Genomic DNA, 23976 nt, shown 5'->3' with positions numbered 1-23976 from the left:
CTTCTGCGCGAGCTCTAGCGCGAGCTCTAGCGCGAGCTCTACTGCAAGCTCTAGTGCAAGCTCTGGTACGAGCTCTAGTACGACTTCGGCAGGCCCAGCGACTGGTGGGAGACGTAGTTCAGGATCATCTCCCGGCTGACCGGCGCGATCCGGGCCACCCGGGACGCGGTGATCAGGGAGGCGAGACCGTACTCGCGGGTCAGGCCGTTGCCGCCGAGCGTGTGCACCGCCTGGTCGACGGCCTTCACGCAGGCCTCGCCGGCCGCGTACTTCGCCATGTTCGCCGCCTCGCCCGCGCCGATGTCGTCGCCGTCGTCGTAGAGCCGGGCGGCCTTCTGCATCATCAGGCGGGACAGCTCCAGGTCGATGTGCGCGGTGGCGAGCGGGTGCGCGATGGCCTGGTGGGCGCCGATCGGGTCCTTCCAGACCTGACGCGTACGGGCGTACTCGACGGCCCTGCCGAGCGCGAACCGGCCCATCCCGATCCCGAACGCGGCCGTCATGATCCGCTCGGGGTTGAGCCCCGCGAAGAGCTGGAGCAGACCTGCGTCCTCGTCGCCGACCAGGGCGTCGGCGGGCAGCCGTACGTCGTCCAGGATCAGCTCGAACTGCTTCTCGGGCGCGTGGAGTTCCATGTCGATCTGGTTGCGGCCGAACCCTTCGGCCTCGCGCGGCACAATGAAGAGGCAGGGCTTCAGCTTCCCCGACCGGGCGTCCTCCGTACGGCCCACGATCAGGGTCGCGTCGGCTATGTCGACACCCGAGACGAAGACCTTGCGGCCGGTGAGGATCCAGTCGGCGTCCGGTCCCGTGCCGTCGCGGCGGGCGGTGGTGGTGATGCGGTGGGAGTTGGACCCGGCGTCCGGTTCGGTGATCCCGAAGGCCATGGTGAGGGTGCCGTCGGCGAGGCCCGGCAGCCACTGCCGCTTCTGCTCGTCCGTGCCGAAGCGGGCGATGACCGTGCCGCAGATCGCGGGCGACACGATCATCATGAGCAGCGGCGAACCGGCCGCCCCCAACTCCTCCAGAACGATGGAGAGTTCGGCCATACCGCCGCCCCCGCCGCCGTACTCCTCCGGCAGGTTCACGCCGAGGTAGCCGAGCTTCGCCGCCTCCGCCCACAGCTCGCGGGTGTGGGAGCCCTCGCGGATGACGGTGGTCATGTAGTCGCGCCCGTAACGCTTACCGAGGGCGGCGACGGCGGCGCGCAGCGCCTGGTGCTCTTCGGTTTCGAGGACGGCGGTACGGACGGCGGTACGGACGGTGCTCATGCGGTCTCCTCCGTTACGGGGGCGCCATCGGCGCGTTCCTGGACTACGGCGAGCAGGGCGCCGACCTCGACCTGGTGGCCGGGGGCGGCGTGCAGGGCGGTGAGGGTGCCGGAGGCGGGGGCGAGGATGCGGTGCTCCATCTTCATCGCCTCCAGCCAGATCAGCGGCTGCCCGGCCTCGACCGCGACCCCGGGCGCCAGGCCCTCCGCGAGGCGGACGACGGTGCCGGGCATGGGGGCGAGGAGGGAGCCGGGGTCGGTCTGCGCGGCGGGGTCGGTGAAGCGGGGCAGGGCGGTGAAGGTGTACGAGGCTCCGGCGGTGTCCACGTAGCGGCGGTCGCGGTCGACCGTGATGGTGAAGTGCCGAGTCACACCGTGGTGTTCGAGGGTGACGCGGTCCGGGGTGGCGGCGATGACCTGGACGCCGTTCGCCTCGTACGGCTCCGGGGTGCCGGTGCGCGGGGTGCGGTAGGCGATCTCGTGCTCGGTGCCGTCCGGTTCGCTGCGGTAGCGCTTGACCTGGGGCTGCGAGGGGACGTTGCGCCAGGCGCCGAAGCGGGTCGGAGTGGGGGCGGGGCCTGGGGTGCTCGTGGCGCGTACGGCTTCCGCGAGGGCGGCGGCGAGGGCGCCGGTGGCGGGGTCGGCGGCTCCCGGGGCAGTGGCGGGGTCACCCGTTCCGGGCGCCGTCAGGTCGGCCAGGTGGCGGTCGTAGAAGCCGGTGTCGAGGCGGGCCGCCATGAAGTCCGGGTGGCGCAACGACCGTACGAGCAGCGCGCGGTTGGTGACCGGGCCGTGGATACGGGCCCGCTCCAGGGCTCCGGCCAGCAGCCGCACCGCCTCCGCGCGCGTCGGGGCGTGGGCGATGACCTTCGCGAGCATCGGGTCGTAGTGGACGCCGATGGTGTCGCCGCCGACGTACCCCGTGTCCAGGCGCAGCCCGGGCGCGTCCGGCACCTCCAGCGTGAGCAGTGCTCCGGTCTGCGGCTGCCAGTCGCGCGCGGGGTCCTCGGCGTAGAGCCGGGCCTCGACGGCGTAGCCCTCCGCTTCCGGCCGGGCGGGCAGCGGCTCCCCCTCCGCCACCCGCAGTTGCAGCGCGACCAGGTCCACCCCGAACACGGCCTCCGTCACCGGGTGTTCGACCTGGAGGCGGGTGTTCATCTCCAGGAAGTACGGCCGCCCCTCCGCCGAGACCAGGAACTCCACCGTCCCCGCGCCCCGGTACCCGACCGCCCGGGCGGCCGCCACGGCCGCGTCGTGGAGCCGTGCACGCAGCGCCTCCTCCAGCCCCGGCGCCGGGGCCTCCTCGATGACCTTCTGGTGGCGGCGCTGGAGCGAGCAGTCCCGGGTCCCGAGCGCCCACACGGTGTCGTACGCGTCCGCCATGACCTGGACCTCGACGTGCCGGCCCTGCTCCACGTACGGCTCCGCGAACACCTCGCCGTCCCCGAAGGCGGACGCGGCCTCGGCGGCGGCGGCCAGCAACTCACCGCCCAGGGAACCCAGTTCGCGGACGATGCGCATACCCCGCCCTCCCCCGCCCGACGCCGCCTTCAGCAGCAACGGCAGATCCTCGGTCGTCGCCGTGGCCGGGTCCACCGGGGCCAGCAGCGGCACCCCCGCCCCCGCCATCAGCTCCTTGGCCCGGGTCTTCGACGCCATCAGCTCGATCGCCTTGACCGGCGGGCCGACCCACACCAGCCCCGCGTCCTGCACGGCGGCGGCAAAGGCGGCGTTCTCGGAGAGGAAGCCGTAGCCGGGGTGCACGGCGTCCGCCCCGGCGGCCAGCGCGGCGGCCACGACGAGGTCGCCGCGCAGATAGGTGTCGGCGGGAGCGGCCCCCGGCAGGCGTACGGCGAGGTCCGCCTCACGTACGTGAAGGGCGTCGGCGTCCACGTCGGAGTACACGGCGACCGTGGTGATGCCCAGGTCACGGCAGGTGCGGAAGATCCGGCAGGCGATCTCGCCCCGGTTGGCGACGAGGAGGGTGCTGATGGTCATCTGGGCCTCACATCCGGCAGATTCGTCATGCGCGGGTCACATCCGGAAGACGCCGAAGCCGCCGCGAGCGCCCTCGACCGGTGCGGTGTGGATCGCGGACAGGCACATCCCGAGGACGGTCCGGGTGTCGCGCGGGTCGATCACCCCGTCGTCGTACAGCCGCCCGGACAGGAACATCGGCAGCGACTCCGCCTCGATCTGCTGCTCCACCATGGCGCGCAGCCCGGCGTCCGCCTCGTCGTCGTACGGCATCCCCTTCGCTGCGGCCGACGCCCGGGCCACGATCGACAGCACACCCGCGAGCTGCTGCGGCCCCATGACGGCGGACTTGCTGCTCGGCCAGGCGAAGAGGAAGCGCGGATCGTAGGCGCGCCCGCACATCCCGTAGTGCCCGGCCCCGTACGAGGCGCCCATCAGGACCGACAGATGCGGGACCCGGGAGTTCGCCACCGCGTTGATCATCATCGCGCCGTGCTTGATGATGCCGCCCTGCTCGTACTCCTTGCCGACCATGTAGCCGGTGGTGTTGTGGAGGAAGAGGAGCGGAATGTCGCGCTGGTTGGCGAGTTGGATGAACTGGGCGGCCTTCTGCGACTCCTCGCTGAACAGCACCCCCTGCGCGTTGGCGAGAATCCCGACCGGATACCCGTGCAGCCGCGCCCACCCCGTCACCAGGCTCGTCCCGTACAGCGGCTTGAACGCGTCGAAGTCCGAGCCGTCGACCAGCCGGGCGATCACCTCGCGCGGGTCGAACGGCACCTTCAGGTCGCCCGGCACGATCCCGAGGAGCTCCTCCTCGTCGTACTTCGGCGGCTCGGCCGGACCCGGATCGGCTTGCGCTTTACGCCAGTTGAAGCGGGCGACGATCCGCCGCGCCTGCCGGATCGCGTCCTGCTCGTCCACGGCGAAGTGGTCGGCGAGCCCCGACGTACGGGCGTGCATCTCGGCCCCGCCGAGGGACTCGTCGTCGCTCTCCTCGCCGGTCGCCATCTTCACCAGCGGCGGTCCGCCGAGGAAGACCTTGGACCGTTCCCGGATCATCACGGCGTGGTCGGACATGCCGGGGACGTACGCGCCTCCGGCGGTCGAGTTGCCGAACACCACCGCCACGGTGGGGATTCCGGCGGCGGAGAGCCGGGTGATGTCCCGGAACAGCGCCCCGCCCGGGATGAAGATCTCCTTCTGGGACGGCAGGTCGGCGCCGCCCGACTCCACCAGGCTGACGCACGGGAGCCGGTTGGCGAAGGCGATCTCGTTGGCGCGCAGGGCCTTCTTCAGCGTCCACGGGTTCGAGGCTCCGCCGCGTACGGTCGGGTCGTTGGCGGTGATCAGGCACTCGACGCCCTCCACCACCCCGATGCCCGTGATGAGCGAGGCGCCGACGGTGTAGTCGCTGCCCCAGGCGGCCAGCGGCGACAGCTCCAGGAACGGGGTGTCGGGGTCGACCAGCAACTCGATCCGCTCCCGCGCCGGGAGCTTGCCCCGGCCCCGGTGCCGGGTCACGTACTTCTCGCCGCCGCCCGCGAGCGCCTTGGCGTGCTCGGCCTCCAGCTCGGTGAGCTTGGCCAGCAAGGCGGCCCGATGGGCGGCGTATTCAGGGCTGTTGGTGTCGAGCCCGGTGGTCAGGACGGTCATGCGGACACCTCCGGTCCATCGATGCCTTCGAGCAGGGCTACGGGGATGGGCAGCCACCGCGACCGCAGCCACTCCCCCACCGCCTTGGCCTGCGGGTCGAACCGGGCCTGCGCGGCGACGCCCTCCCCGAGGAGGCCGTGGACGGTGAAGTTCAGGGCGCGCAGGTTGGGCAGGACATGGCGGGCGACGGTCAGCTCGGCGGTCTCCGGGAGGAGTTGGCGGAATCGGTCGACGGTCAGCTCGTGGGCCAGCCACCGCCACGCCTCGTCGTCGCGCACCCAGACGCCCACGTTGGCGTCACCGCCCTTGTCACCGCTGCGGGCGCCCGCGATGAGCCCGAGGGGGGCGCGGCGGGTGGGGCCGGCGTCGGGGTAGGGGGCGGGGAGGGGCGGTTCGTCGACCTCGGTCAACTCCCGGGTGAGCGGCGGTGGTTCTACGATCTCCCGGCGCCCGTCCGGCAGTACGGCGGTGTGCTCGACCTCTCCCGCCGGTACGTGGGACGCCTCGAACACCCCGTAGGGCGCGCCCTTTCCGGGTGGGGCGGTGACGTGGAAGCCCGGGTAGCTGCCGAGGGCCAGTTCGACGGCGGCTCCGGAGACGGCCCGGCCCACCGCGTCGGCGTCCTGGTCGCGGACGACGAGCCGGAGCAGGGCACTGGCCCGCTCCTCGGTGTCGGCGTCGGGGTGGTCGGTGCGGGCCAACTCCCAGCGGACCTCGGCCGGCGCGCGCCCGCCGCCGCGCTCCAGGGCGTCGGCGAACTGCTCCCTCACCAGCGCCGCCTTGGCCTCGATGCCCAGGCCCGTGAGGACGAACACGACCTCGTTGCGCCAGCCGCCGAGCCGGGTGAGCCCGGCCTTGAGCGTGGGCGGCGGGGCCTCGCCGCGTACGCCGTCGATGCGGACCCGGTCCGGGCCGTCGGGCGTGAGCCGTACGGTGTCGAGGCGGGCGGTGACGTCGGGGCCGGCGTACCGGGCTCCCCCGGTCTCGTACAGGAGTTGGGCGGTGACCGTGGAGAGATCGACGACGCCCCCCGTACCGTCGTGCTTGGTGATCACGGAGGACCCGTCGGCGTGGATCTCGGCGAGGGGGAAGCCGGGGCGGCGGATGTCGTGGGCGCCGAAGAAGGCGTAGTTGCCGCCGGTCGCCTGCGTACCGCACTCCAGCACGTGCCCGGCGACCACGGCCCCCGCGAGCGCGTCCAGGTCGTCCGGGCCCCAGCCGAAGTGGGCGGCGGCCGGGCCGGTGACGAGGGCCGCGTCGGTGACCCGGCCGGTGACGACGATGTCGGCCCCGGCCCGCAGGCAGGCGGCGATCCCGGTGCCGCCGAGGTAGGCGTTGGCGGTGAGGAAGCCGTCGGGCACGGGCAGGCTGTCGCCCTCGACGTGGGCCACGGTGACCGGGACGCCGACCTTGGCCGCCAACTTCCTTACGGCGTCGGCCAGTCCGGCCGGGTTCAGCCCGCCCGCGTTGGCGACGATCCTCACCCCGCGCTCGTGGGCGAGGCCGAGGCCTTCTTCGAGCTGGCGCAGGAAGGTGGTGGCGTACCCCTTCTCGGGGTCCTTGAGGCGGCTGCGGCCGAGGATGAGCATGGTCAGCTCGGCCAGGTAGTCGCCGGTGAGGACGTCGAGGGGGCCGCCGGTGAGCATCTCGCGGACGGCGTCGAAGCGGTCGCCGTAGAAGCCGGAGGCGTTGCCGATGCGGAGGGGGGCGGGGGCGTCGTTCATCAGAGCCCGTCCCGCTCCGCGCGCGGCAGGCGGCCCGGTCCGGGGGGCCCGGCGAAGGCCTGGGCGATGGAGAGCCACTGGTCCGCGTCGCGCCCCTCGGCGGTGACGGCGAGGTCGGTGCGGTGGGCGCGCTGGGTGACCAGGAGGCAGAAGTCGAGGAGCGGGCCGGTGACGCGCTGGGCGGCGCCCTCGGGGCCGTACGCGATCAACTCGCCTTCCGGTGTCCGCAGTTCGACGCGGAACTCGGTCTCGGGGGCCGTGATCCCCCGTACCGCGTAGGCGTAGTTCCGGGCCCGTACCCCGATCCGCGCGACGTGCCGCAGCCGGGCGGTGGGGGTCCGGGTGGCCCCGAGGGCGTCGGCGATGTCCTGGCCGTGGGCCCAGGTCTCCATGAGCCGGGCGGTGGCCATGGACGCGACGCTCATCGGCGGCCCGTACCAGGGGATCCGGGTCCCTTCCGGGGCGTCCCGCAGCACCTGGTCGAGCCGCTGCCGCCCGTCCCGCCACCGGGCGAGCAGGGCGTCCGGCTCGTGGGCGGCGACCAGGGCCTCGGCGGCCTCGTCGACGAAGGACTCGGGAGCGGCGAACGCCTTCTCCACCTCGTCGCCGAACCGGTCCGGCTCGGTGGCCGCCAACAGCGCGACCCCGTCGGTCCAGGCGAGGTGGGCGACCTGATGGGCGACGGTCCAGCCCTCGGCGGGGGTCGGGCCACGCCATCGCCCCGGCTCCAACGCACCGACCAGCGCGTCGAGTTCGTCGCTCTCCTCGCGCAGATCGTCGACCACCGCTGCGACATCGGACACGTGCGCTCCCCTCGGGACCGGGTGTGGTGCCCAGGAGCATGGCAGCGGTCCAGGAAACAATCAAGCACGCTTGCATGATTTTCTGCCCGGGGGCCACCACCGTGGGTGGCCGGCGGGGACCAGACCGCAGGTGACCCGGGAGGACCTCAGCGCCCCGCCGACTCCGGGAGGGCCGCCATCGCCACGTCGACCATCCGCTCCAGCGCCTACGGACCCGGCGCCTCGGCCACATCCAGCGCCGGGGCGAGGACGGCGAAGGCCCGGTCCGTCAGCACGGCGGGGTCCTCGGCGCCGCCGCTGTCGCTCCAGCGCCGCAGCACGGTGTCGAAGGCGGCGAGGGCGGCACCGGCGGCGAGACGGGGATAGAGGTCGGCCTCCGGGTCGAGCCCCTGGCGCCGGGCCATCTCCACCGCGAGGTCGTCGCGCCACTGCCCCTGGTGCTCCAGGAAGCGGGCGCGCAGGGCGGGGGTGCGCAGGATCAATTGGACGACCCGCAGGGCCCGGCCGGAGTGGTCGACGCCGTCGGCGCAGGCCGCCATGGCGACCCAGACGGCGTGCCGGAGCGCCACGGAGGGGGACTCCTCGGCGGGGCGGGCGGCGAGCTCGGCGCACATGCCGGTGCCCATATCGGCCAGGAACTGGACGACCACGTCCTCCTTGGACGCGAAGTAGCGGAAGAACGTCCGCTTGGAGACTCCGGCGGTGGCCACGATCTCGTCGACGGTGACCGCGTCGAACCCCTCCACCGCCATCAACTGGAGTGCGGCTTCGGTCAGTTCGGTCGAGACGAGCTGGCGCTTGCGCTGGGCCATGGTCACTTCGGGGCGGGTGCTCACGTCGGCCATCGTAGCGTCATGCCATCGCTGACATCCAGTGCTACTCAGACACTCAGTGACTTCTTGACACCTGGTGCCACACAAGACAACGTATGCCACATGACTCGGAACCCGACACCGAAGCAGTCCTGGACCGTCGAGCGGATCCCCGACCAGACCGGCCGCGTCGCGGTCGTCACCGGGGCCAACAGCGGCCTCGGCCTGGCGACCGCGCGCGCTCTCGCCCACCGGGGCGGGCACGTGATCCTCGCCGTGCGCGACAAGGAGAAAGGCCGCCGGGCCGTCGCGGACATCGCCGCCGGGCAGCCCGGCGCCGACCTGGAGGTGCGCGGGCTGGACCTGGCCGACCTCGACTCCGTACGGACGTTCTCCGACGCCCTGCACGCCGACCGCCCCCGGCTGGACCTGCTGGTCAACAACGCCGGGGTGATGGCGCCGCCGCGCTCGTCCGGCGCTCAGGGGCACGAGCTGCAGTTCGCCGCCAACCACCTCGGCCACTTCGCGCTCACCGGGTTACTGCTGGACCTGCTGGAGCAGGGGCAGGACCCCCGCGTCACCACGGTGACCTCGGTCAACCACCGGAAGGCGCGCCTCGACTTCGACAACCTGAACGGCGAGCGCGGCTACAAGCCGATGGTCTTCTACGACCGGTCCAAGCTGGCCAACGCCGTGTTCGGACACGAGTTGCACAGACGGCTGTCGGCGGCCGGCAGTCCGGTCCGCAGTGTGCTCGCGCACCCCGGCTATACCGCGACCCGACTCCAGACGAGCGCGCCGACGGGTCTGGTGAAGCTGCTGTTCGGCCGTGTCCTGCTCCCCCTCGCCCAGCGCCCCGAGGCCGGCGCGCTCCCGCAGCTGTACGCGGCGACCGCCCCGGGCGTGCGCGGCGGCGAGCTCATCGGCCCGGACGGCCGCGGGGAGCTGCGCGGCGGACCGACCCGGGTACCCCTCGCCCCGGCGGCCACCGACGCGGAGACGGGGCGGCGGCTGTGGGAGGTGTCGGAGGAGCTGACCGGTGTCCGCTTCCCGTTCCCGGCACCCGCCTGAGGCCCGGGGCCGCGTCCGGTTGCCGTTGCCGTGTCCGGTCGCCGGTTCCGGTCGCCGTTTCCGGTTGCCGTGTCCGGTCTCCGTTTCCGGTCGCCGGTTCCGGTTGCCGTGTCCGGTCTCCGTTTCCGGCGCGCGCACGAGGCCGGGAGCTGTGTCCGATTCCCGTTCCGGCGCCCGCCTGACACCGGCCGCCGCTGCTAATCTCCGCCGATGACTGCCGAACCGCACCTGGTGACCCCGCACTTCGACGGCGACCGGCTCATCCTGGAGGAGCGCCGGGACGGCGGATTCCTCCGCTACGCCTTCCCCGGTACGGCGACACCGCCCGTGGGCCCGCTGCACGCGCTCTCCCTGGACGAGGCCCTGCACGCGCGCCTGTGGCCGGCCGGCACGGCGGAGGCCGTCCTGCGGGCCTGGGCGGAAGGTTCCGGCCCGTGCGGGGCGGTGGAGGTCGGGGTGCACGATCCGGCCGCCGTCCCTCCCGTACGGGTCCGGGCCGGGGCGATCATGATCCGTGACGGGCACATGCTGCTCATCCACTTCCAGCAGCCGGACGAGGGCGGCCCGCACTTCGAGATCCCGGGCGGCGGGGTGGAGCCGGGCGAGACGCCCGAGGAGGCCGCGGTACGTGAGCTTCGCGAGGAGACCGGCCTCCACGGGAGCGTCGGGCGCGAGGTGGCGCGGGTCTGGAAGGAGGGCCGGCACGAGCACTACTTCCTCATGGCGGCCGAGGGGCGCGTCGGACCCCCCGAGACGCTGGACACCTACGGCGGCACCCCCGTCTGGATCCCCGTGGACGAGCTGCCCGCCACCCCGCTGTGGCCGCGCCGGCTGTCCTGGCGGATCGAGCACTGGCACCGGACGGGGTGGCCCGCGCACCCGGCCGAGCTCGCCGACTCCATCACCGACCTCCAGGCACGCTGCACTTGGTGACCCCACGCTGGAAACTCCCGCCCTGCCCCGCGTAGGGCGGGCGGTAATGTGGAAGGAACGGGCCGCACGCGGCTGATCACCTTCGCCGGCGGCTGAGGCCCCGGTCTGCGCCCCCTCACCCCTTCTTCTTCCGCGCCCCCGTCTGACTGCGTACCGCCCCCATGCTCGCCCCGATGACCAGGGCGATGGCCAGGGCGTCCGTCGTGGACAGTGCCTGGTTGAGGATGAGGAAGCCCGCCGTGGCCGCGATCGCCGGTTCCAGGCTCATCATCACCGCGAAGGTGGAGGCGGGCAGGCGGCGCAGGGCCATGAGTTCCAGGGTGTACGGGAGGACCGAGCTCAGGACCGCCACCGCCGCGCCGAGTGCCAGCGTGGACGGCACCGTGAGCTTCGCGCCGGACTCCCAGAGGCCGAGCGGCAGCGAGAGGACCGCCGCCACCACCATCGCCAGGGCCAGCCCGTCCGCCTGCGGGAAGCGGCGGCCGGTGCGGGCGCTGAACACGATGTACGCCGCCCACATCGCCCCCGCCCCCAGCGCGTACGCCGCGCCCACCGGGTCCAGACGGTCGAAGCCCCCGCCGCCCAGCAGGACCACGCCGACCAGGGCGAGCCCGGCCCACACCACGTTGATCAGGCGGCGTGAGGCGAAGACGGAGAGCGCGAGCGGGCCGAGCACCTCCAGGGTGACGGCGATACCGAGCGGGATACGGTCCAGCGCCTGGTAGAACAGCGTGTTCATGCCGCCCATCGCGACGCCGAAGGCGACCACCGTGCCCCAGTCCGCGCGCGAGTGGCCGCGCAGCTTCGGCCGGCACACCACCAGCAGGATCAGCGCGGCCGCCGCCAGCCGGAGCGTGACGACGCCCAGCGCCCCCGCCTTCGGCATGAGCAGCGCCGCGACGGCCGAGCCGAACTGGACGGAGAGACCGCCCGCGACCACCAGCACGATCGGCACCAGCGCCGCGCCCTTCCCGGGACCGGAGTCCTTCCGGCCGACCGTGTCCAGAGCGGGTGCCGCCTCGGGTACGGCGACGGCTGCGGCGGCGGCCGGCTCTGAAGCGCTGGGCTGGACGTTCACGGGCGGCCTTCCGGAGATACGAGGGGTGGGCGGGCGTCACGTCCCACGCCCACCCACGGTAGAGACCCGCGCGCGTCCCGTGAAATGAGTTCTGGGCTCCCGTTATGCTCCGGACGCATGAGCAACCCGGAAGGCGCGGAACCCGCACGCGCGGAAGACGTGGAACCCGCAGGCGGACCACGGTCCCCCGGCCGCCCCGCACGCGACGCAGAATCCCCCGCTCCCGCCACCCGTGCCGTCGAACTCCGTCACCTCCGGGCCTTCCTCGCCGTCGCCGACGAGGGCAACGTCACCCGGGCCGCCGGGCACCTCGGCCTCACCCAGCCCGCCGTCTCCCGCACCCTCGCCGCCCTGGAGCGCCACCTGGGCATCCGGCTCGTCGACCGCTCCACCCACCACCTCGCCCTCACCCCCGAGGGCGTCGCCTTCCGGGACAAGGCCGCCGCAGCGGTCGCCGCCTTCGACGAGGCGCTCGACACCGGGCGGCTGCGCCACTGGCCCCTGCGGCTCGGGCACGCCTGGTCGGCCTTCGGCCCGTACACCACCCCGCTCCTGCGGACCTGGCAACAGCGGTATCCGGCCACCCCGCTGGAGCTGCTCCGGATCGACGACCGCACCGCCGGGCTCACCCGGGGCGAGGTCGACGCGGCGCTGCTGCGCGGGCCGGTGGAGGCGCCGGGGCTCGTCACCGAGGTGCTGTTCACCGAGGCCCGGGTGGCGGCGGTGACGGCGGACGGCCCGCTCGCCTCCCGTACGTCGCTGGGCCTCGCCGACCTCGCGGGCGGCCCCGTCGTCGTCAACACCGTCTCCGGCACCACGACCCCCGGGCTGTGGCCGCCGGAGGCCCGGCCCGCCGCCACCCTCACCGTCGCCAACACCGACGACTGGCTGACCGCCATCGCCGCCGGGCGCGGCAACGGCGTCTCGGCCGCCTCCACGGCCGCCATGCACCCGCACCCGGGCGTCGCCTACATCCCGCTCGACGACGCCCCGGGCGTCCCCGTCCTCCTCGCCCGCCGCGACGCCCCGGGCCACCCGGCCCTCCTGAAGCTGGCCGCGCTGGCCCGGGAGATCGTCGCGCGGCACTCCGTGCACCAGGCCCCGGCACGACGGCCGCACCAGGCCTGAGGGTGAGGCCACGCGGCCTCGTGGGCGCTGACGATGTGGCGCCGCGGGCGCTGATGACCTTGCGCTGCGGGCGCTGACGGACTGGCCCTGCGGGCGCTGACTCCGCCGTCAGCGGGGCAGGGGCTGCACCAGGGCGTCGCGGTACCAGTCCGCCGGACGATCGACCTTGCGGACGGTACGGGCGTCGAGCGCGACGGCGGCGGAACTCGTCCCCAGCGTTCCATCCGGGTGCCAGGTGCCGACGACGGTCACCCAGGTGTCGGCGGGCAGGGTCTCGCCACCGTGGATCCGTACTTTGACCGCCTGGGCGTCCGCCGAGCAGCAATTGATCAGAAGCCGGGTCAGGTCCCAGCCCTCACCCCGTTCGACGGGCGTGACGAAGCCGGTCATCTCGATGGTGCGTCCCTTGACGGCCTGTTCGGGGTCCTGGCGGACGCGCGTGGTGAAGTCGCCGAGGGTCAGTGGGAGGGGCGAGATCGCGGGGAGTGGTTCGAAGTCATCCTGCTGTACGGCGATCGGCTTGGAGGTCTGCCGGGAGGCGGTGTAGGCGCCGAGGGCCGGCGGGGCGTAGAGAAGCATGCTCAGCGCGGGCAGGAGGAGCAGCCAGGCCGCCCCGGGCACACCGGAGTGGTCGTGACGGTGGCCGTCGTGGTCCTCGTGCGTTGCCTGCTCACCCCTGTCCCGAGGTGCGCCCGGCCTGCGCTGCGACCAGACGTCGGCCACGCCGAGCAGGAGCAGCAGGACCCCCGACGCGATCAGCATCGGACGCATCCACTCCTTGACGTAGCGCAGGTAGAGGTCGGTGAGGAGGGCGATGTGCAGCAGGCCGGTGCCGCTGAGGACGAGCAGGATCGCCTGCGGGAAGCGCTTCACAGCAGTATTCCTCCGACGAGCGTGCCGCACAGGATGGCGACGACGGTCGTCGCGGCGGAGAAGCGGATCGCGAAGGCCCGGCCGAACGTGCCCGCCTGGAGCGCGATCAGCTTGAGGTCGACCATCGGCCCGACCACCATGAACACCAGCCGCGCGACGGGCGAGAAGCCGGTGAGCGAGGCCGCGAGGAAGGCGTCGGCCTCCGAGCACACCGACAGCAGGATGGCGAGCCCGGCGAGGAACAGCACCGACAGCCAGGGCGAGTCGGAGAACGTGTCGAGTACGGATTGGGGGACGGCGACGTTGAAGGTGGCGGCGGCCATGGCCCCGACGACGACGAAACCGGCCGCGTGCAGGAAGTCGTGCTGGAAGCCGAGCCGGAACTCCGTCCAGCGGCTGTGCCCCGGCTCGTGTCCGGTGTGGCGCACGGTCGGCCGCAGCCACTTCTCCCGGCCCAGTGCGAGCCACAGCCAGCCCATCACGACGGCCGTGGCGAGCGAGGCGAGCAGCCGGGCCACCACCATGGACGGGTCGCCGGGGAAGGCGATGGCCGTCGTGGTCAGGACGACCGGGTTGACCGCCGGAGCCGACAGCAGGAAGGCGAAGGCCGCGGCCGGCGTGACACCCCGGCCGATCAGGCTGCTGGCGACGGGGATCGACGCGCATTCGCAGCCGGGCAGGACGACCCCGGCCGCCCCGGCCACCGGGACGGCGAGCGCGGGCCTTCGGGGCAGCGCACGGTCGAACACCCTCGCCGGCACGAACGCGTTGATGGCGCCGGACAGAGCCGTTCCCAGCAGCAGGAACGGCAACGCCTGAACGGAGATGGACAGGCAGACGTTCCGCCATGCCTGCACGGCCGGTGCGTCGCCCCACAGGCCGATGACGACGACCAGGGTCCCGGGAAGCACCGCCGCGCCCAGAAGAAGCAGGGGCGTGAAGAGGGGCGAGCGGCGGAGCTGGGGCTCGTCCCCGGCGGCCACGGGAGCGACTGCGTCCGCCGTGGCCCCGTACGGAACCCCTGACCGTTGACCTGCGCTGTGCATGCCGCTCCGATTGTCCGATGCTCGGACCGAAAGATACCTCCCGCCGGCCCGGCCCCCGGCGCGCGCCGACGCCGCTCCAGGGCCGCGTGCGCCGGCCGGTGCTGCTGAGAGCCGGGGCGACTGCGGCCAGCAGGCTCACCTCACCCGCCCGGCGATCGTCCGCGCGCAGACCAGCGATTCGGTACGGGTGGTGTCGACCTCGACGTCGTAGACCACGCCCCGGTGGACGAGCTCCGCCTGTGCCGCGGCCATCCCCACGACCCGGTCGCCCCGGGCGATCTCCCGCCCCGCCGCGACCTCGCTCTCGCACCGGACGCCGACCCACAGCACCCCGAGCCCGTCCAGCCTTTCACGCCACCGCCGCTGGCCCGCCGCCCCGCTGAGGAACACCTCGTCGACGATGATCCGGGCACCCGCGCGGGCCATCGCGGCGACCCCCTCGGTCCAGGCGTCCTCCAGCTGCCGGAACTCCGGCCCGATGCTCACCCCGCCGTCCGGGCCGAACGCGATCCCGGCGTCCGAGGCCTGGAGGGCGGCGGGCATCGCGTCGACCATCGTGTCGGTCCCCAGCGCGAGCCAGGGGTCCGGCAGGACGGCCTGCAGGCACCGGACGATCCCCGACTTTCCGGAGCTGGAACCGCCGTTGAGCACGATCACTTGGGTCTTCACGCCCGTCACCTGAGCCTTCACGCGCGTCACCGTACAAGCGCCCGCAGGCGCGGGAAACGCATTTCAGCGGCCGCCTCCCTCCTCCCTGTCCAGCCCCTCCGCGTCCAGCCCCTCCGCGATCACCTCCGCCAGGTGCCGTGCCCGCCGCCCGGCCAGCTGGTCCAGCTGCGTACGGCAGGAGAAACCGTCCGCCAGCACCTCCGCCCCCGGCTCCGCTCCCCTCACCGCAGGCAGCAGTTGCTCCTCCGCACACGCGACGGACACCTCCCAGTGCCCCTTCTCGAAGCCGAAGTTCCCGGCCAGGCCGCAGCATCCGCCGCTCAGCTCACCGGTCAGCCCCGTCCGCTCCCGCAGCCGCCGTTCCGCCGCGTCCCCGAGGACCGCGTGCTGGTGGCAGTGGGTCTGGCCGACGGCCGGGCGGTCCAGGCGGGGCGGGGTCCAGTCGGGGGCGTACTGCTCCAGGTACTGCGCGAACGTCCTTACGGATGTGGCTAGTTCGGCGGCTCGTGGGTCGTCCGGGAGGAGTTCGGGCAGGTCGGTGCGGAGGGTGGCGGCGCAGCTCGGTTCGAGGACGACGAGCGGGTGGCCGGGGAGCAGGCCGATCCGGTCCAGGGTGCGGCGCATCACCGCGCGGGCCCGGTCCAACTGCCCGGTCGATACGTACGTGAGGCCGCAGCACACCCCGCTCGGCGGCGGCAGCACCGTACGCCCCGTCGCCTCCTCCAGCACCCGGACCGCCGCCCGCCCCACCTGCGGGGACAGGTACTCGGTGAAGGTGTCCGCCCAGAGCTGCACCACCCGGCGGGAGGGGAGGATGTGCGTCCCTGTGCCCTGACGTCCGCGCAGCCAGCGGCTGTACGTCTCCGTCGCCAGCTCCGGGATCGTCCGCTCGGGCGTGATCCCCGCCAGCCGCTTCGCGAGCGCGGCGAGCGGGCGGATCCGGGCCAGGGCGTTGAGGGGGCGGGCGAAGGGTGCGGCCAGGCGCAGCCACTGCGGCAGGCGGCCCAGCGCGTAGTGGGCGGCGGGGCGGAGCCGGCCCCGGTAGTGGTGGTGCAGGAACTCCGCCTTGTACGTGGCCATGTCGACGCCGACCGGGCAGTCGCTGCGGCACCCCTTGCAGGAGAGGCAGAGGTCGAGCGCGTCCCGGACCTCCGCACTCCGCCAGCCGTCCGTGATCACCTCGCCCGCGAGCATCTCGTGCAGCAGCCGGGCCCTCCCCCGCGTCGAGTGCGCCTCCTCGCCGGTCACCCGGTAGGACGGGCACATCACGCCCGCGCCGGGTGCCGTCTCCGTACGGCACTTGGCGACGCCGACGCACCGCCGCACGGCCCCCGCGAAGTCGCCGCCGTCCTGGGGGTAGCCGAACTCCACGTCCACCGGGCGCCCCGGCCCCGGCCCCGGCAGGACGTCGAAGCGGAGGTTCTCGTCGAGGCGGGCCGGGCGGGCGAGCATGCCCGGGTTCAGGCCGCCGTCCGGGTCCCACAGGTCCTTGAACCGGCCGAAGAGGCCGACGAGTTCGTCCCCGTACATCCGGGGCAGCAGCTCCGCGCGCGCCTGCCCGTCGCCGTGCTCGCCGCTGAGGGAGCCGCCGTGCGCGACGACGAGGTCCGCCAACTCCTCCGAGAAGGCGCGGAACCTTGACACGCCTGCCGGTGTCAGGAGGTCGAAGTCGATGCGTATGTGGATGCAGCCGTCGCCGAAGTGGCCGTACGGGGTTCCGCGCAGGCCGTGCTGCGCGAGCAGGGCCCGGAAGTCGCGGAGGTAGGGGCCGAGCCGGGCGGGCGGCACCGCGCAGTCCTCCCAGCCGGGCCAGGCCTCGGTGCCGTCGGGCATCCGGGTCGCGGTCCCGGCGGCGTCCTCGCGGATGCGCCACAGGGCCCGCTGCCCGGCCGGGTCGGTGACGACGGTCCCGTCCACCGCGTCGGCCGCCCGCAGGATGCGCTCGGCGTGCGCCCGCGCCTCGGCGGGGGTGGCGCCGCCCGTCTCCACGAAGAGCCAGGCGGCCCCGCGCGGCAGCCCGGCGGGTTCGCGTACGAGGTCGGCGGCCATGCCCTCGACGGTGAGCGGGCGGTACGGGAGGAGGCCGGGGGCCGCATCGGCCGCCGCCGATTCGTCGGCGTACCCGAGGACGGCCAGGGCGCGGGCGCGCGGGGCCTCGACCAGGCGGACGGTCGCCTCGGTGACCACGGCGAGGGTGCCTTCGCTGCCGCAGAACGCCCGTACGGGGTCGGGGCCGCCGGGGTGTTCGGGGAGCAGGGCGTCGAGCGCGTAGCCGGAGATGCGGCGCGGGAGGTCGGGGTAGCCGGTGCGGAGGAGGGCGAGGTGGGCGCCGACCAGTTCGCGTACGCCTTCGGGGCCGTGAGCCGTCCTTCCGCGTACGCCGGGGAGCCCGGAGCCTCGGCCCTGCTCCAGGCTCAGCGCCTCACCCCCGTACCGCACCACCTCCAGCGCCCGCACGTTGTCCGCCGTGGTGCCCCAGGCCACCGAGTGCGCGCCGCAGGAGTTGTTGCCGATCATGCCGCCGAGGGTGCAGCGGCTGTGCGTGGACGGGTCCGGGCCGAAGGTCAGGCCGTACGGGGCGGCGGCCGCGCGCAGGTCGTCCAGGATCACGCCGGGCTGGACGGTGGCGGTGCGGGCGGCCGGGTCCAGGGCGAGGATCGAGCGGAGGTGGCGGGTGAGGTCCAGGACGAGGCCGGTGCCGGTGGCCTGGCCCGCGATGGACGTGCCGCCGCCGCGAGCCACCACCGGCACCCCGTACTCCTGGCAGACCGTCAGCGCGGCCGCGATGTCGTCGGCGTCGCGCGGGGCGAGGACCCCGAGGGGGACGCGGCGGTAGTTGGAGGCGTCCATCGTCATCAGGGCCCGGGCGGTGGGGCCGAAGTCGGCCTCGCCGCGTACGGCGGAGCGGAGCGCGGCGGCGAACCCGTCAGGAGCCTCGGCGGTCGGGCGATACGGCGGGCGATGCTGTTCGGCCATGGCTTCAGGATGCCGTCGGTACACATGAACTCTTGGGATGCGGACGGATAAAAACCCGCAAGCCGCACAAAAAAGCCCACAAGATCTTCCCAAACAGACCGTCAAGTCTCCTATAGTGACCAAGACTTGAGCAGGAACTATCAGCTCCAGTTGTGCATGATCGCCCGCCCCCGTGGTGAACTGTCCGGATTTATCCGGTGCAGTTTCGCCCGTTCCGCACCGTCCGCCACCGAGGACTCCGATTGCGCCCCTCATTCAGGCCCACCGCACTCGCCCTGCTGATCTCGGCAGCCGTCACCGGCACGCTGACTCTGTGGGCCGTGGTCGCGGCCCCCGATTCGGTACGGACCCCGCTGGCCTGGGGCGCGGGCGCGGCCGCCGTGCTGCTGAGCGTCTGCGTGGCCGTCACCGTCCACACCCTGGGGACCGCGCGCACGCTGCGCTCCCTGCGGGCCGCCGACTCCCAGCGGTTCACCTCCGAGACCTCGCGCCTGGTCTCCGCCTCCGCCGCCGAGGCCCAGCGCTTCACCGCGGAGACGGCCCGGATCAAGGCCGCCGCCTCCGCCGAGTCCGTCCGGGTCACCACCGAGGCCCGCGCCGAGAACGACCGGATCGCCGCGGAGGCCGCCGCCGAGCGGTCCCGGCTCTCCGTGACCGTCGACCGGCTCACCGCCCGCGCCACCCGCGCCGAGACCGAGCGCTCCGCCGCCGTCGCGGCCTGCGCCAACGCGGCCGGGCGGATGCAGGCCCTGGCCACCAGCATGCTGGCCGACCTGCGGGAGATGGAGCACCGGCACACGGACGAGTCCGTGCTCGGGGACCTGCTGTACCTGGACCACCGCACCGCCCAGGCGGGCCGGCTCGCGGACTCCATCGCCGTACTGACCGGGGCGCGTTCCGGGCGGCGCTGGGCCAAGCCGATCGTCATGGAGTCGATCCTGCGCGGCGCGATGGGCCGCATCGGCTCCTACCAGCGCGTGCGCCTCCACTCCACCAGCGATGTCGCGATCGCCGGGCACGCGGCCGAGGGCGTCATGCACGCGCTCGCCGAACTCCTGGACAACGCCGCCAACTTCTCGCCGCCCACCGCCGAGGTCCACGTCTACGTGGAGGAGGTCCCGGCGGGCATCGTCATCACCGTCGAGGACAGCGGCCTGGTCATGAGCGAGGTGCAGCTGCGCCGGGCGGAGAAGGCCGTCTCCGCCGACCACCAGGACCTCACCAACCTCTCCGGCACCCGGCTCGGTCTCGCCGTCGTCGGCCGGCTGGCCCGTAAGCACGGTCTGACCGTCTCCTTCCGGCCCTCCGCCCGGGGCGGCACCGGCGCGCTGATGATGCTCCCGCAGGACGTCATCGCCCGCACCACCGCACCGGCCCCGGGCCCGGCGGCGGCTCTCCCGGAGGCCGTCACCGCCTCCGCTCCGGCCTCCGCCTCCGCCTCCGCTCCTGTCGAGCCGGAGCCGTCGCACGCCTCGGCCGCCGGCGCGGACACCACCGAGGCCACGCCCACGGCCCGGACCCTCACCGCCGTCGACTCCGCCACGCCCCTGACCCCGGCGGCGGAGCCGGAGCGGACGGACTCCGAGCGCGTGGCGTCCGAGCGCACGCAGTCGGAGCGCACGGAGTCCGAGTCCGAGTCCACCGGCACCGTCCCCGCGTTCGGCGAGAGCGGCCTGCCCAAGCGCCGCCGCGGCCGCACGCTGGCCGCCGCCGAAGCCCGTACCGGCCACGCCACCCCCGGCGGAGCCGACACCCCCCGGGCCCGTACCACCGACCCGAAGGTCCAGGCCGCGCGCTTCAGCACCTTCAGCCGGGCCGTACGTGCCAACTCCCCGCACCCGGAAGGCAACACCCGATGACCGCGACCACCGACGAGAAGCTCAACTGGCTGCTGGAGGGGCTGCTCGACCGCACCCCCGGAACCCGCCACGCCCTCGTCCTGTCCCGCGACGGCCTCAAGCTGTGCCGCACCCCCGAGCTCTCGGTCGACCAGGCCGACCAGTTGGCGGCGATCTCCGCCGGGATCCAGAGCCTGTCGCACGGCGCGTCCATCGAGTTCGGTGACGGCACCGGCGGCGTACGCTCCGCGATGGCCGAGTTCTACGGCGGTGTGCTGTTCATCGTCGAGGCGGGCGCGGGCGCCCATCTGGCCGTCGTCGCCGACGAGGACTCCGACGTGGGCCTGGTGGGCCACAACATGAGCGAGCTCGTCGAGCAGCTCGGCGAACACCTCGTCGCCCCGCCGCGCGCGCCCTTCGACACTTCGGCGGCGGCCGAGAGTCCGGCCGTATGACGACGGCGCCCCGCCCCCGCCCGGGCCGCGACGACGATCCGGACCGGCTGTACACCCTCACCGGGGGACGCAGCCGCTCCGACTCGGCCGCCTTCGACCTGGTGACCCTCGTCGTCGCCGAGTGCGACCCGGCCCCCGGCATGCAGTCGGAGCACGTCGCGATCCTGCGGATGTGCCAGGGCCCGACCGCCGTCGTCGAGATCGCCGCGAGCCTGAACCTGCCGGTCAGCATCGTCCGCATCATGCTGTGCGACCTGCTGGACACCGGCCGGATCAGCGCCCGCCACCCCCGTACCGCCCGTGTCGCGGACCGGCTCCCCGACCCCGACATCCTGGAACAGGTGCTCGTTGGACTCCGCAACCTCTGACCGCGCCGCCCTGAGCGACACCGCCGACAACGGCCTCAAGATCGTTGTCGTGGGCGGCTTCGGGGTCGGCAAGACCACCATGGTCCGATCCGTGAGCGAGATCCGTCCGCTCAACACGGAGGAGACGATGACCCGCGCGGGCGAGGCCGTCGACCACCTCGACGGCGTCCAGGCCAAGACGTCCACCACCGTGGCGTTCGACTTCGGCCGCATCACGCTCGACGCACGCTCGGTGCTGTACCTCTTCGGCGCGCCCGGACAGGAGCGGTTCTGGTTCCTGTGGGACCGGCTGTTCTCCGGCACGCTCGGTGCGGTCGTCCTGGTGGACACCCGCCGACTCGCCGACTCCTGGTACGCCATCGACCGCCTGGAGCACCACGGCACGCCGTTCATCGTGGCGTGCAACGACTTCGGCGGCCCGCTCCACAGCGAGCAGCAGATCCGTGAGGCGCTGGACCTCTCGGACGACGTGCCGCTGGTGGAGTGCGACGCCCGGGACCGGTCCTCCAGCAAGTACGTGCTGATCACGCTCGTCGAGCACCTCGCCGCGCTCTCCGCCGCCCGCCTGAGCGCCGCCGATACGGCCGGATCCGAGACGGCCGTATCCGAAGCGGCCGTCCCCGAGGTGACCGCCCCCGCCGCGGCGCTGGCGGCGGCCGCCCCGACCCCGGAGTCCGCCCCGTGACCACCACCTCCGGCAGCACGCCCGGCACCACCTCCGGCAGCCCGCCCGGCACCGCCTCCGGCTGCCCCGTCACCCACGGGTCCGTCCCCCTGTCCGGGCCCCGCTTCCAGAGCGACCCCGTCCAGCTCTACCGGGACATGCGGCGCGACCACGGCGCCGTCGCCCCGGTCGTGCTGGACGGCGACGTGCCCGCCTGGCTCGTCCTCGGCTACCGCGAGCTGCACCAGGTCACCGGCGACCCGGCCCTCTTCAGCCGGGACTCCGACCTGTGGAACCAGTGGGACCGCATCCCGGACGACTGGCCGCTGCTGCCGATGATCGGCCGTAAGCAGCCGTCGATCCTCTACACGGTCGGCGAGCGGCACAGCGTCCGCGCGATGATGATCAGCAACGCGCTGGAGGGCGTCGACCCGTTCTCGCTGAAGCGGTACGCGGAGGAGTTCGCGGACGAGCTGATCGACCGGTTCTGCACCAAGGGCGCGGTCGACATCATCGCGGAGTACGCCAAACTGCTCCCCGCCCTGGTCCTGGCCAGGATCTACGGCTTCTCCGACGAGGAGGCGTACCCCCTGGTCGGCGCGATCAACGACATGATCGACGGCCGCGAGCGGGCGCTCGCCGGGCAGCAGCATCTGGGCGCGTCGATGTTCCAACTGCTGGCCGACAAGCACGCCGAGCCCGGTGACGACGTCGCCAGCCGGATGATCGCGGACGCGGGCGGCTTCACCGACGAGGAGGTCGCCCAGGACCTCATGGTGATGATGGCGGCCGGCCACCAGCCGACCGCCGACTGGATGGGCAACTCGCTGCGCCTGATGCTCACCGACGACCGGTTCGCCGCCTCGCTCTCCGGCGGCCGGCACAGCGTCGCGGAGGCCATGAACGAGGTCCTCTGGGAGGACACCCCGACGCAGAACGTGGCGGGCCGCTGGGCCACCCGCGACACCCACCTCGGCGGCCGCCACGTCCGCGCCGGCGACCTGCTGCTCCTGGGGATCGCCGCCGCCAACGGCGACCCGCAGGTGCGGACCCACGCCTCGGCGCTGACCGGCGGCAACAACGCCTTCCTCTCCTTCGGCCACGGCGAGCACCGCTGCCCGTTCCCGGCCCAGGAGACCGCCGAGGTCATCGCCCGTACCGGCATCGAGGTCCTCCTCGACCGGCTGCCGGACGTGGACCTCGCCGTCCCCGCCGAGCAGCTCACCCGCCGCCCGTCGCCGTGGCTGCGCGGGCTGACGGACCTGCCGGTGCTCTTCACGCCCACGCCCGCCCTCGGCAGACCCGCAAGCCTCGGAGGCCCCGCATGACCCGGATCGCGCTCGACCCCTTCGTCAGAGACCTCGACGGCGAGAGCGCCGCGCTGCGGGCCGCCGGTCCGCTGGCCGAGGTGGAGCTGCCGGGCGGTGTACACGTGTACGCGGTCACCCGCCACGCGGAGGCCCGTGCGCTGCTCACCGACAGCCGGGTGGTCAAGGACATCAACGTGTGGGGCGCCTGGCAGCGCGGCGAGATACCGATGGACTGGCCGCTGATCGGCCTGGCCAACCCGGGCCGCTCGATGCTGACGGTCGACGGGGCCGACCACCGCCGCCTCCGTACGCTGGTGGCGCAGGCGCTCACGGTACGCAGGGTGGAGAAGCTGCGGGCGGGCATCGAGGCGCTGACGAACGCGAGCCTGGAGAAGCTGGCGGCCCACCCGGCGGGGGAACCGGTCGACCTGAAGGCCGAGTTCGCCTACCCGCTCCCCATGAACGTGATCAGCGAGCTGATGGGCGTGGACGCGGCGGACCACCCGCGGCTGAAGGAGCTGTTCGAGAAGTTCTTCTCGACGCAGACGCCGCCGGAGGAGGTCCCGCAGATGATGGCGGACCTGGGCGCGCTCTTCACGAAGATCGTCAACGACAAGCGGAACGACCCCGGCGACGACCTGACCAGCGCGCTGATCGCGGCCTCGGAGAACGGTGACCACCTCACCGACGAGGAGATCGTCAACACGCTGCAACTGATCATCGCCGCCGGACATGAGACCACGATCAGCCTGATCGTCAACGTGGTCGAGGCGCTCCAGACCCACCCGGACCAGCGCAAGCGGGTCCTCGACGGCGAGATCCCGTGGGACGGCGTGATCGAGGAGACCCTGCGCTGGAACACCCCGACCTCGCACGTCCTGATCCGCTTCGCGACGGAGGACATCGAGGTCGGCGACAAGATCCTGCCGAAGGGCGAGGGCCTGATCATCTCGTTCGGCGCGCTGGGCCGGGACGAGGAGAGTTACGGCCCGACGGCGGGCGAGTTCGACGCCACCCGCACCCCGAACCGCCACATCGCCTTCGGCCACGGCCCGCATGTCTGCCCGGGCGCGGCGCTGTCCCGCCTGGAGGCGGGCATCGCGCTCCCGGCCCTGTACGAGCGCTTCCCGGACCTGGAGCTGGCGGTCCCGGCCGCCGAGCTGCGCAACAAGCCGATCGTGACGCAGAACGACCTGTACGAGCTGCCGGTGAAGCTGGGCTGCCCGTTCGGCCACGAGTCGTAGCACTCCTGGGGGTCCACGGGTCGGAGCGCACGTCTCATCGGACGGACACGGTTACGGCACCGTGCCACCGAGGGACTACGC

Annotated in this window: 20 protein-coding genes; 9 read left to right on the top strand and 11 right to left on the bottom strand. The window is 73.3% G+C overall.

All coding sequences use genetic code 11. The features are described 5' to 3' along the window. Positions 1 to 74 precede the first annotated feature (74 nt). From ACFWRT_RS10465 to ACFWRT_RS10440, 6 genes are all read right to left on the bottom strand, one after another. Positions 75 to 1271 (bottom strand): acyl-CoA dehydrogenase family protein, encoded by a 1197-nt coding sequence (locus ACFWRT_RS10465; RefSeq protein WP_380950659.1) that lies wholly within the window; start codon positions 1269 to 1271, stop codon positions 75 to 77. After that, positions 1268 to 3268: an ATP-binding protein gene (locus ACFWRT_RS10460; protein ID WP_380950660.1), complete on the bottom strand. Its 2001-nt coding sequence runs from the start codon at positions 3266 to 3268 to the stop codon at positions 1268 to 1270. The genes ACFWRT_RS10465 and ACFWRT_RS10460 overlap by 4 nt, the downstream gene beginning before the upstream one ends. Before the next feature lie 36 nt (positions 3269 to 3304). Then, positions 3305 to 4903 (bottom strand): acyl-CoA carboxylase subunit beta, encoded by a 1599-nt coding sequence (locus ACFWRT_RS10455; protein ID WP_380950661.1) that lies wholly within the window; start codon positions 4901 to 4903, stop codon positions 3305 to 3307. Beyond that, a complete protein-coding gene (locus ACFWRT_RS10450) occupies positions 4900 to 6627 on the bottom strand; it encodes an acyclic terpene utilization AtuA family protein (protein ID WP_380950662.1) in 1728 nt (575 codons plus the stop codon). The genes ACFWRT_RS10455 and ACFWRT_RS10450 overlap by 4 nt, the downstream gene beginning before the upstream one ends. Beyond that, the gene (locus ACFWRT_RS10445) at positions 6627 to 7430 is read right to left on the bottom strand and encodes a TIGR03084 family metal-binding protein (protein WP_380950663.1); all 804 of its coding nucleotides are present in this window, start codon (positions 7428 to 7430) and stop codon (positions 6627 to 6629) included. Before ACFWRT_RS10445 ends, ACFWRT_RS10450 begins: the two co-directional genes overlap by 1 nt. Before the next feature lie 206 nt (positions 7431 to 7636). Then, positions 7637 to 8275 (bottom strand): TetR family transcriptional regulator, encoded by a 639-nt coding sequence (locus tag ACFWRT_RS10440; RefSeq protein WP_380950664.1) that lies wholly within the window; start codon positions 8273 to 8275, stop codon positions 7637 to 7639. 90 nt (positions 8276 to 8365) lie between these two features. Between ACFWRT_RS10440 and ACFWRT_RS10435 the strand changes: the two genes are divergently transcribed. Together ACFWRT_RS10435 and ACFWRT_RS10430 are read left to right on the top strand one after the other, a co-directional pair. Continuing rightward, positions 8366 to 9313 carry an oxidoreductase gene (locus ACFWRT_RS10435; protein ID WP_380950665.1) on the top strand — a complete coding sequence of 316 codons (948 nt, stop codon included), beginning with the start codon at positions 8366 to 8368 and terminating at the stop codon, positions 9311 to 9313. A gap of 210 nt (positions 9314 to 9523) precedes the next feature. Continuing rightward, positions 9524 to 10246, top strand: coding sequence for an NUDIX domain-containing protein (locus ACFWRT_RS10430; protein ID WP_380950666.1), 723 nt, complete (start codon positions 9524 to 9526; stop codon positions 10244 to 10246). Between the two features lie 115 nt (positions 10247 to 10361). On the opposite strand, the gene ACFWRT_RS10425 is transcribed toward ACFWRT_RS10430, so the two are convergent. Further along, entirely contained in the window at positions 10362 to 11324 is a 963-nt protein-coding gene (locus ACFWRT_RS10425) for an EamA family transporter (RefSeq protein WP_380950667.1), read from the bottom strand. Between the two features lie 117 nt (positions 11325 to 11441). On the opposite strand from ACFWRT_RS10425, the gene ACFWRT_RS10420 reads away from it, so the two are divergent. Beyond that, entirely contained in the window at positions 11442 to 12452 is a 1011-nt protein-coding gene (locus ACFWRT_RS10420) for a LysR family transcriptional regulator (RefSeq protein WP_380950668.1), read from the top strand. Between the two features lie 108 nt (positions 12453 to 12560). On the opposite strand, the gene ACFWRT_RS10415 is transcribed toward ACFWRT_RS10420, so the two are convergent. From ACFWRT_RS10415 to ACFWRT_RS10400, 4 genes are all read right to left on the bottom strand, one after another. After that, entirely contained in the window at positions 12561 to 13325 is a 765-nt protein-coding gene (locus ACFWRT_RS10415) for a TIGR03943 family putative permease subunit (protein WP_380950669.1), read from the bottom strand. After that, the gene (locus ACFWRT_RS10410; RefSeq protein ID WP_380950670.1) at positions 13322 to 14371 is read right to left on the bottom strand and encodes a permease; all 1050 of its coding nucleotides are present in this window, start codon (positions 14369 to 14371) and stop codon (positions 13322 to 13324) included. Before ACFWRT_RS10410 ends, ACFWRT_RS10415 begins: the two co-directional genes overlap by 4 nt. 135 nt (positions 14372 to 14506) lie before the next feature. Continuing rightward, complete coding sequence (cpt, locus tag ACFWRT_RS10405; RefSeq protein ID WP_380950671.1) at positions 14507 to 15040, bottom strand: chloramphenicol phosphotransferase CPT; 534 nt, start codon at positions 15038 to 15040, stop codon at positions 14507 to 14509. 63 nt (positions 15041 to 15103) lie between these two features. Further along, the gene (locus tag ACFWRT_RS10400; protein ID WP_380950673.1) at positions 15104 to 18016 is read right to left on the bottom strand and encodes an FAD-binding and (Fe-S)-binding domain-containing protein; all 2913 of its coding nucleotides are present in this window, start codon (positions 18014 to 18016) and stop codon (positions 15104 to 15106) included. A 242-nt stretch (positions 18017 to 18258) separates the two neighbouring features. Here ACFWRT_RS10400 and ACFWRT_RS10395 point away from each other — a divergent pair, with 242 nt between their 5' ends. Genes ACFWRT_RS10395 through ACFWRT_RS10370 form a run of 6 tightly spaced genes read left to right on the top strand, consistent with a single transcriptional unit; the run spans position 18259 to position 23895 of the window. After that, on the top strand, positions 18259 to 19875 hold the full coding sequence (locus tag ACFWRT_RS10395) for a sensor histidine kinase (RefSeq protein ID WP_380950674.1): 1617 nt from the start codon (positions 18259 to 18261) through the stop codon (positions 19873 to 19875). Next, the gene (locus ACFWRT_RS10390) at positions 19872 to 20309 is read left to right on the top strand and encodes a roadblock/LC7 domain-containing protein (protein ID WP_380950675.1); all 438 of its coding nucleotides are present in this window, start codon (positions 19872 to 19874) and stop codon (positions 20307 to 20309) included. Before ACFWRT_RS10395 ends, ACFWRT_RS10390 begins: the two co-directional genes overlap by 4 nt. Further along, positions 20306 to 20677, top strand: coding sequence for a DUF742 domain-containing protein (locus ACFWRT_RS10385; protein ID WP_007449967.1), 372 nt, complete (start codon positions 20306 to 20308; stop codon positions 20675 to 20677). The genes ACFWRT_RS10390 and ACFWRT_RS10385 overlap by 4 nt, the downstream gene beginning before the upstream one ends. Then, positions 20658 to 21362, top strand: a complete 705-nt coding sequence (locus tag ACFWRT_RS10380; protein WP_380950676.1) for a GTP-binding protein — start codon at positions 20658 to 20660, stop codon at positions 21360 to 21362. Before ACFWRT_RS10385 ends, ACFWRT_RS10380 begins: the two co-directional genes overlap by 20 nt. Further along, positions 21359 to 22669, top strand: a complete 1311-nt coding sequence (locus ACFWRT_RS10375; protein ID WP_380950677.1) for a cytochrome P450 — start codon at positions 21359 to 21361, stop codon at positions 22667 to 22669. The genes ACFWRT_RS10380 and ACFWRT_RS10375 overlap by 4 nt, the downstream gene beginning before the upstream one ends. Then, entirely contained in the window at positions 22666 to 23895 is a 1230-nt protein-coding gene (locus ACFWRT_RS10370; RefSeq protein ID WP_380950678.1) for a cytochrome P450 family protein, read from the top strand. The genes ACFWRT_RS10375 and ACFWRT_RS10370 overlap by 4 nt, the downstream gene beginning before the upstream one ends. Positions 23896 to 23976 lie beyond the last annotated feature (81 nt).

Origin of the sequence: Streptomyces cyaneofuscatus, assembly GCF_042718795.1 — a bacterium.
In the GTDB taxonomy this organism is placed as follows: Bacteria; Actinomycetota; Actinomycetes; order Streptomycetales; family Streptomycetaceae; genus Streptomyces; species Streptomyces cyaneofuscatus_A.
This window is presented reverse-complemented; position numbering and strand designations above follow the sequence as displayed.

Coding starts and splice junctions, on each gene's coding strand:
- ACFWRT_RS10430 (WP_380950666.1), top strand. CDS start 9,524: ATGACTGCCGAACCGCACCTGGTGACCCCGCACTTCGACGGCGACCGG.
- ACFWRT_RS10460 (WP_380950660.1), bottom strand. CDS start 3,268: ATGACCATCAGCACCCTCCTCGTCGCCAACCGGGGCGAGATCGCCTGC.
- ACFWRT_RS10385 (WP_007449967.1), top strand. CDS start 20,306: ATGACGACGGCGCCCCGCCCCCGCCCGGGCCGCGACGACGATCCGGAC.
- ACFWRT_RS10400 (WP_380950673.1), bottom strand. CDS start 18,016: ATGGCCGAACAGCATCGCCCGCCGTATCGCCCGACCGCCGAGGCTCCT.
- ACFWRT_RS10440 (WP_380950664.1), bottom strand. CDS start 8,275: ATGGCCGACGTGAGCACCCGCCCCGAAGTGACCATGGCCCAGCGCAAG.
- ACFWRT_RS10410 (WP_380950670.1), bottom strand. CDS start 14,371: ATGCACAGCGCAGGTCAACGGTCAGGGGTTCCGTACGGGGCCACGGCG.
- ACFWRT_RS10420 (WP_380950668.1), top strand. CDS start 11,442: ATGAGCAACCCGGAAGGCGCGGAACCCGCACGCGCGGAAGACGTGGAA.
- ACFWRT_RS10455 (WP_380950661.1), bottom strand. CDS start 4,903: ATGACCGTCCTGACCACCGGGCTCGACACCAACAGCCCTGAATACGCC.
- ACFWRT_RS10465 (WP_380950659.1), bottom strand. CDS start 1,271: ATGAGCACCGTCCGTACCGCCGTCCGTACCGCCGTCCTCGAAACCGAA.
- ACFWRT_RS10435 (WP_380950665.1), top strand. CDS start 8,366: ATGACTCGGAACCCGACACCGAAGCAGTCCTGGACCGTCGAGCGGATC.
- ACFWRT_RS10370 (WP_380950678.1), top strand. CDS start 22,666: ATGACCCGGATCGCGCTCGACCCCTTCGTCAGAGACCTCGACGGCGAG.
- ACFWRT_RS10450 (WP_380950662.1), bottom strand. CDS start 6,627: ATGAACGACGCCCCCGCCCCCCTCCGCATCGGCAACGCCTCCGGCTTC.
- ACFWRT_RS10390 (WP_380950675.1), top strand. CDS start 19,872: ATGACCGCGACCACCGACGAGAAGCTCAACTGGCTGCTGGAGGGGCTG.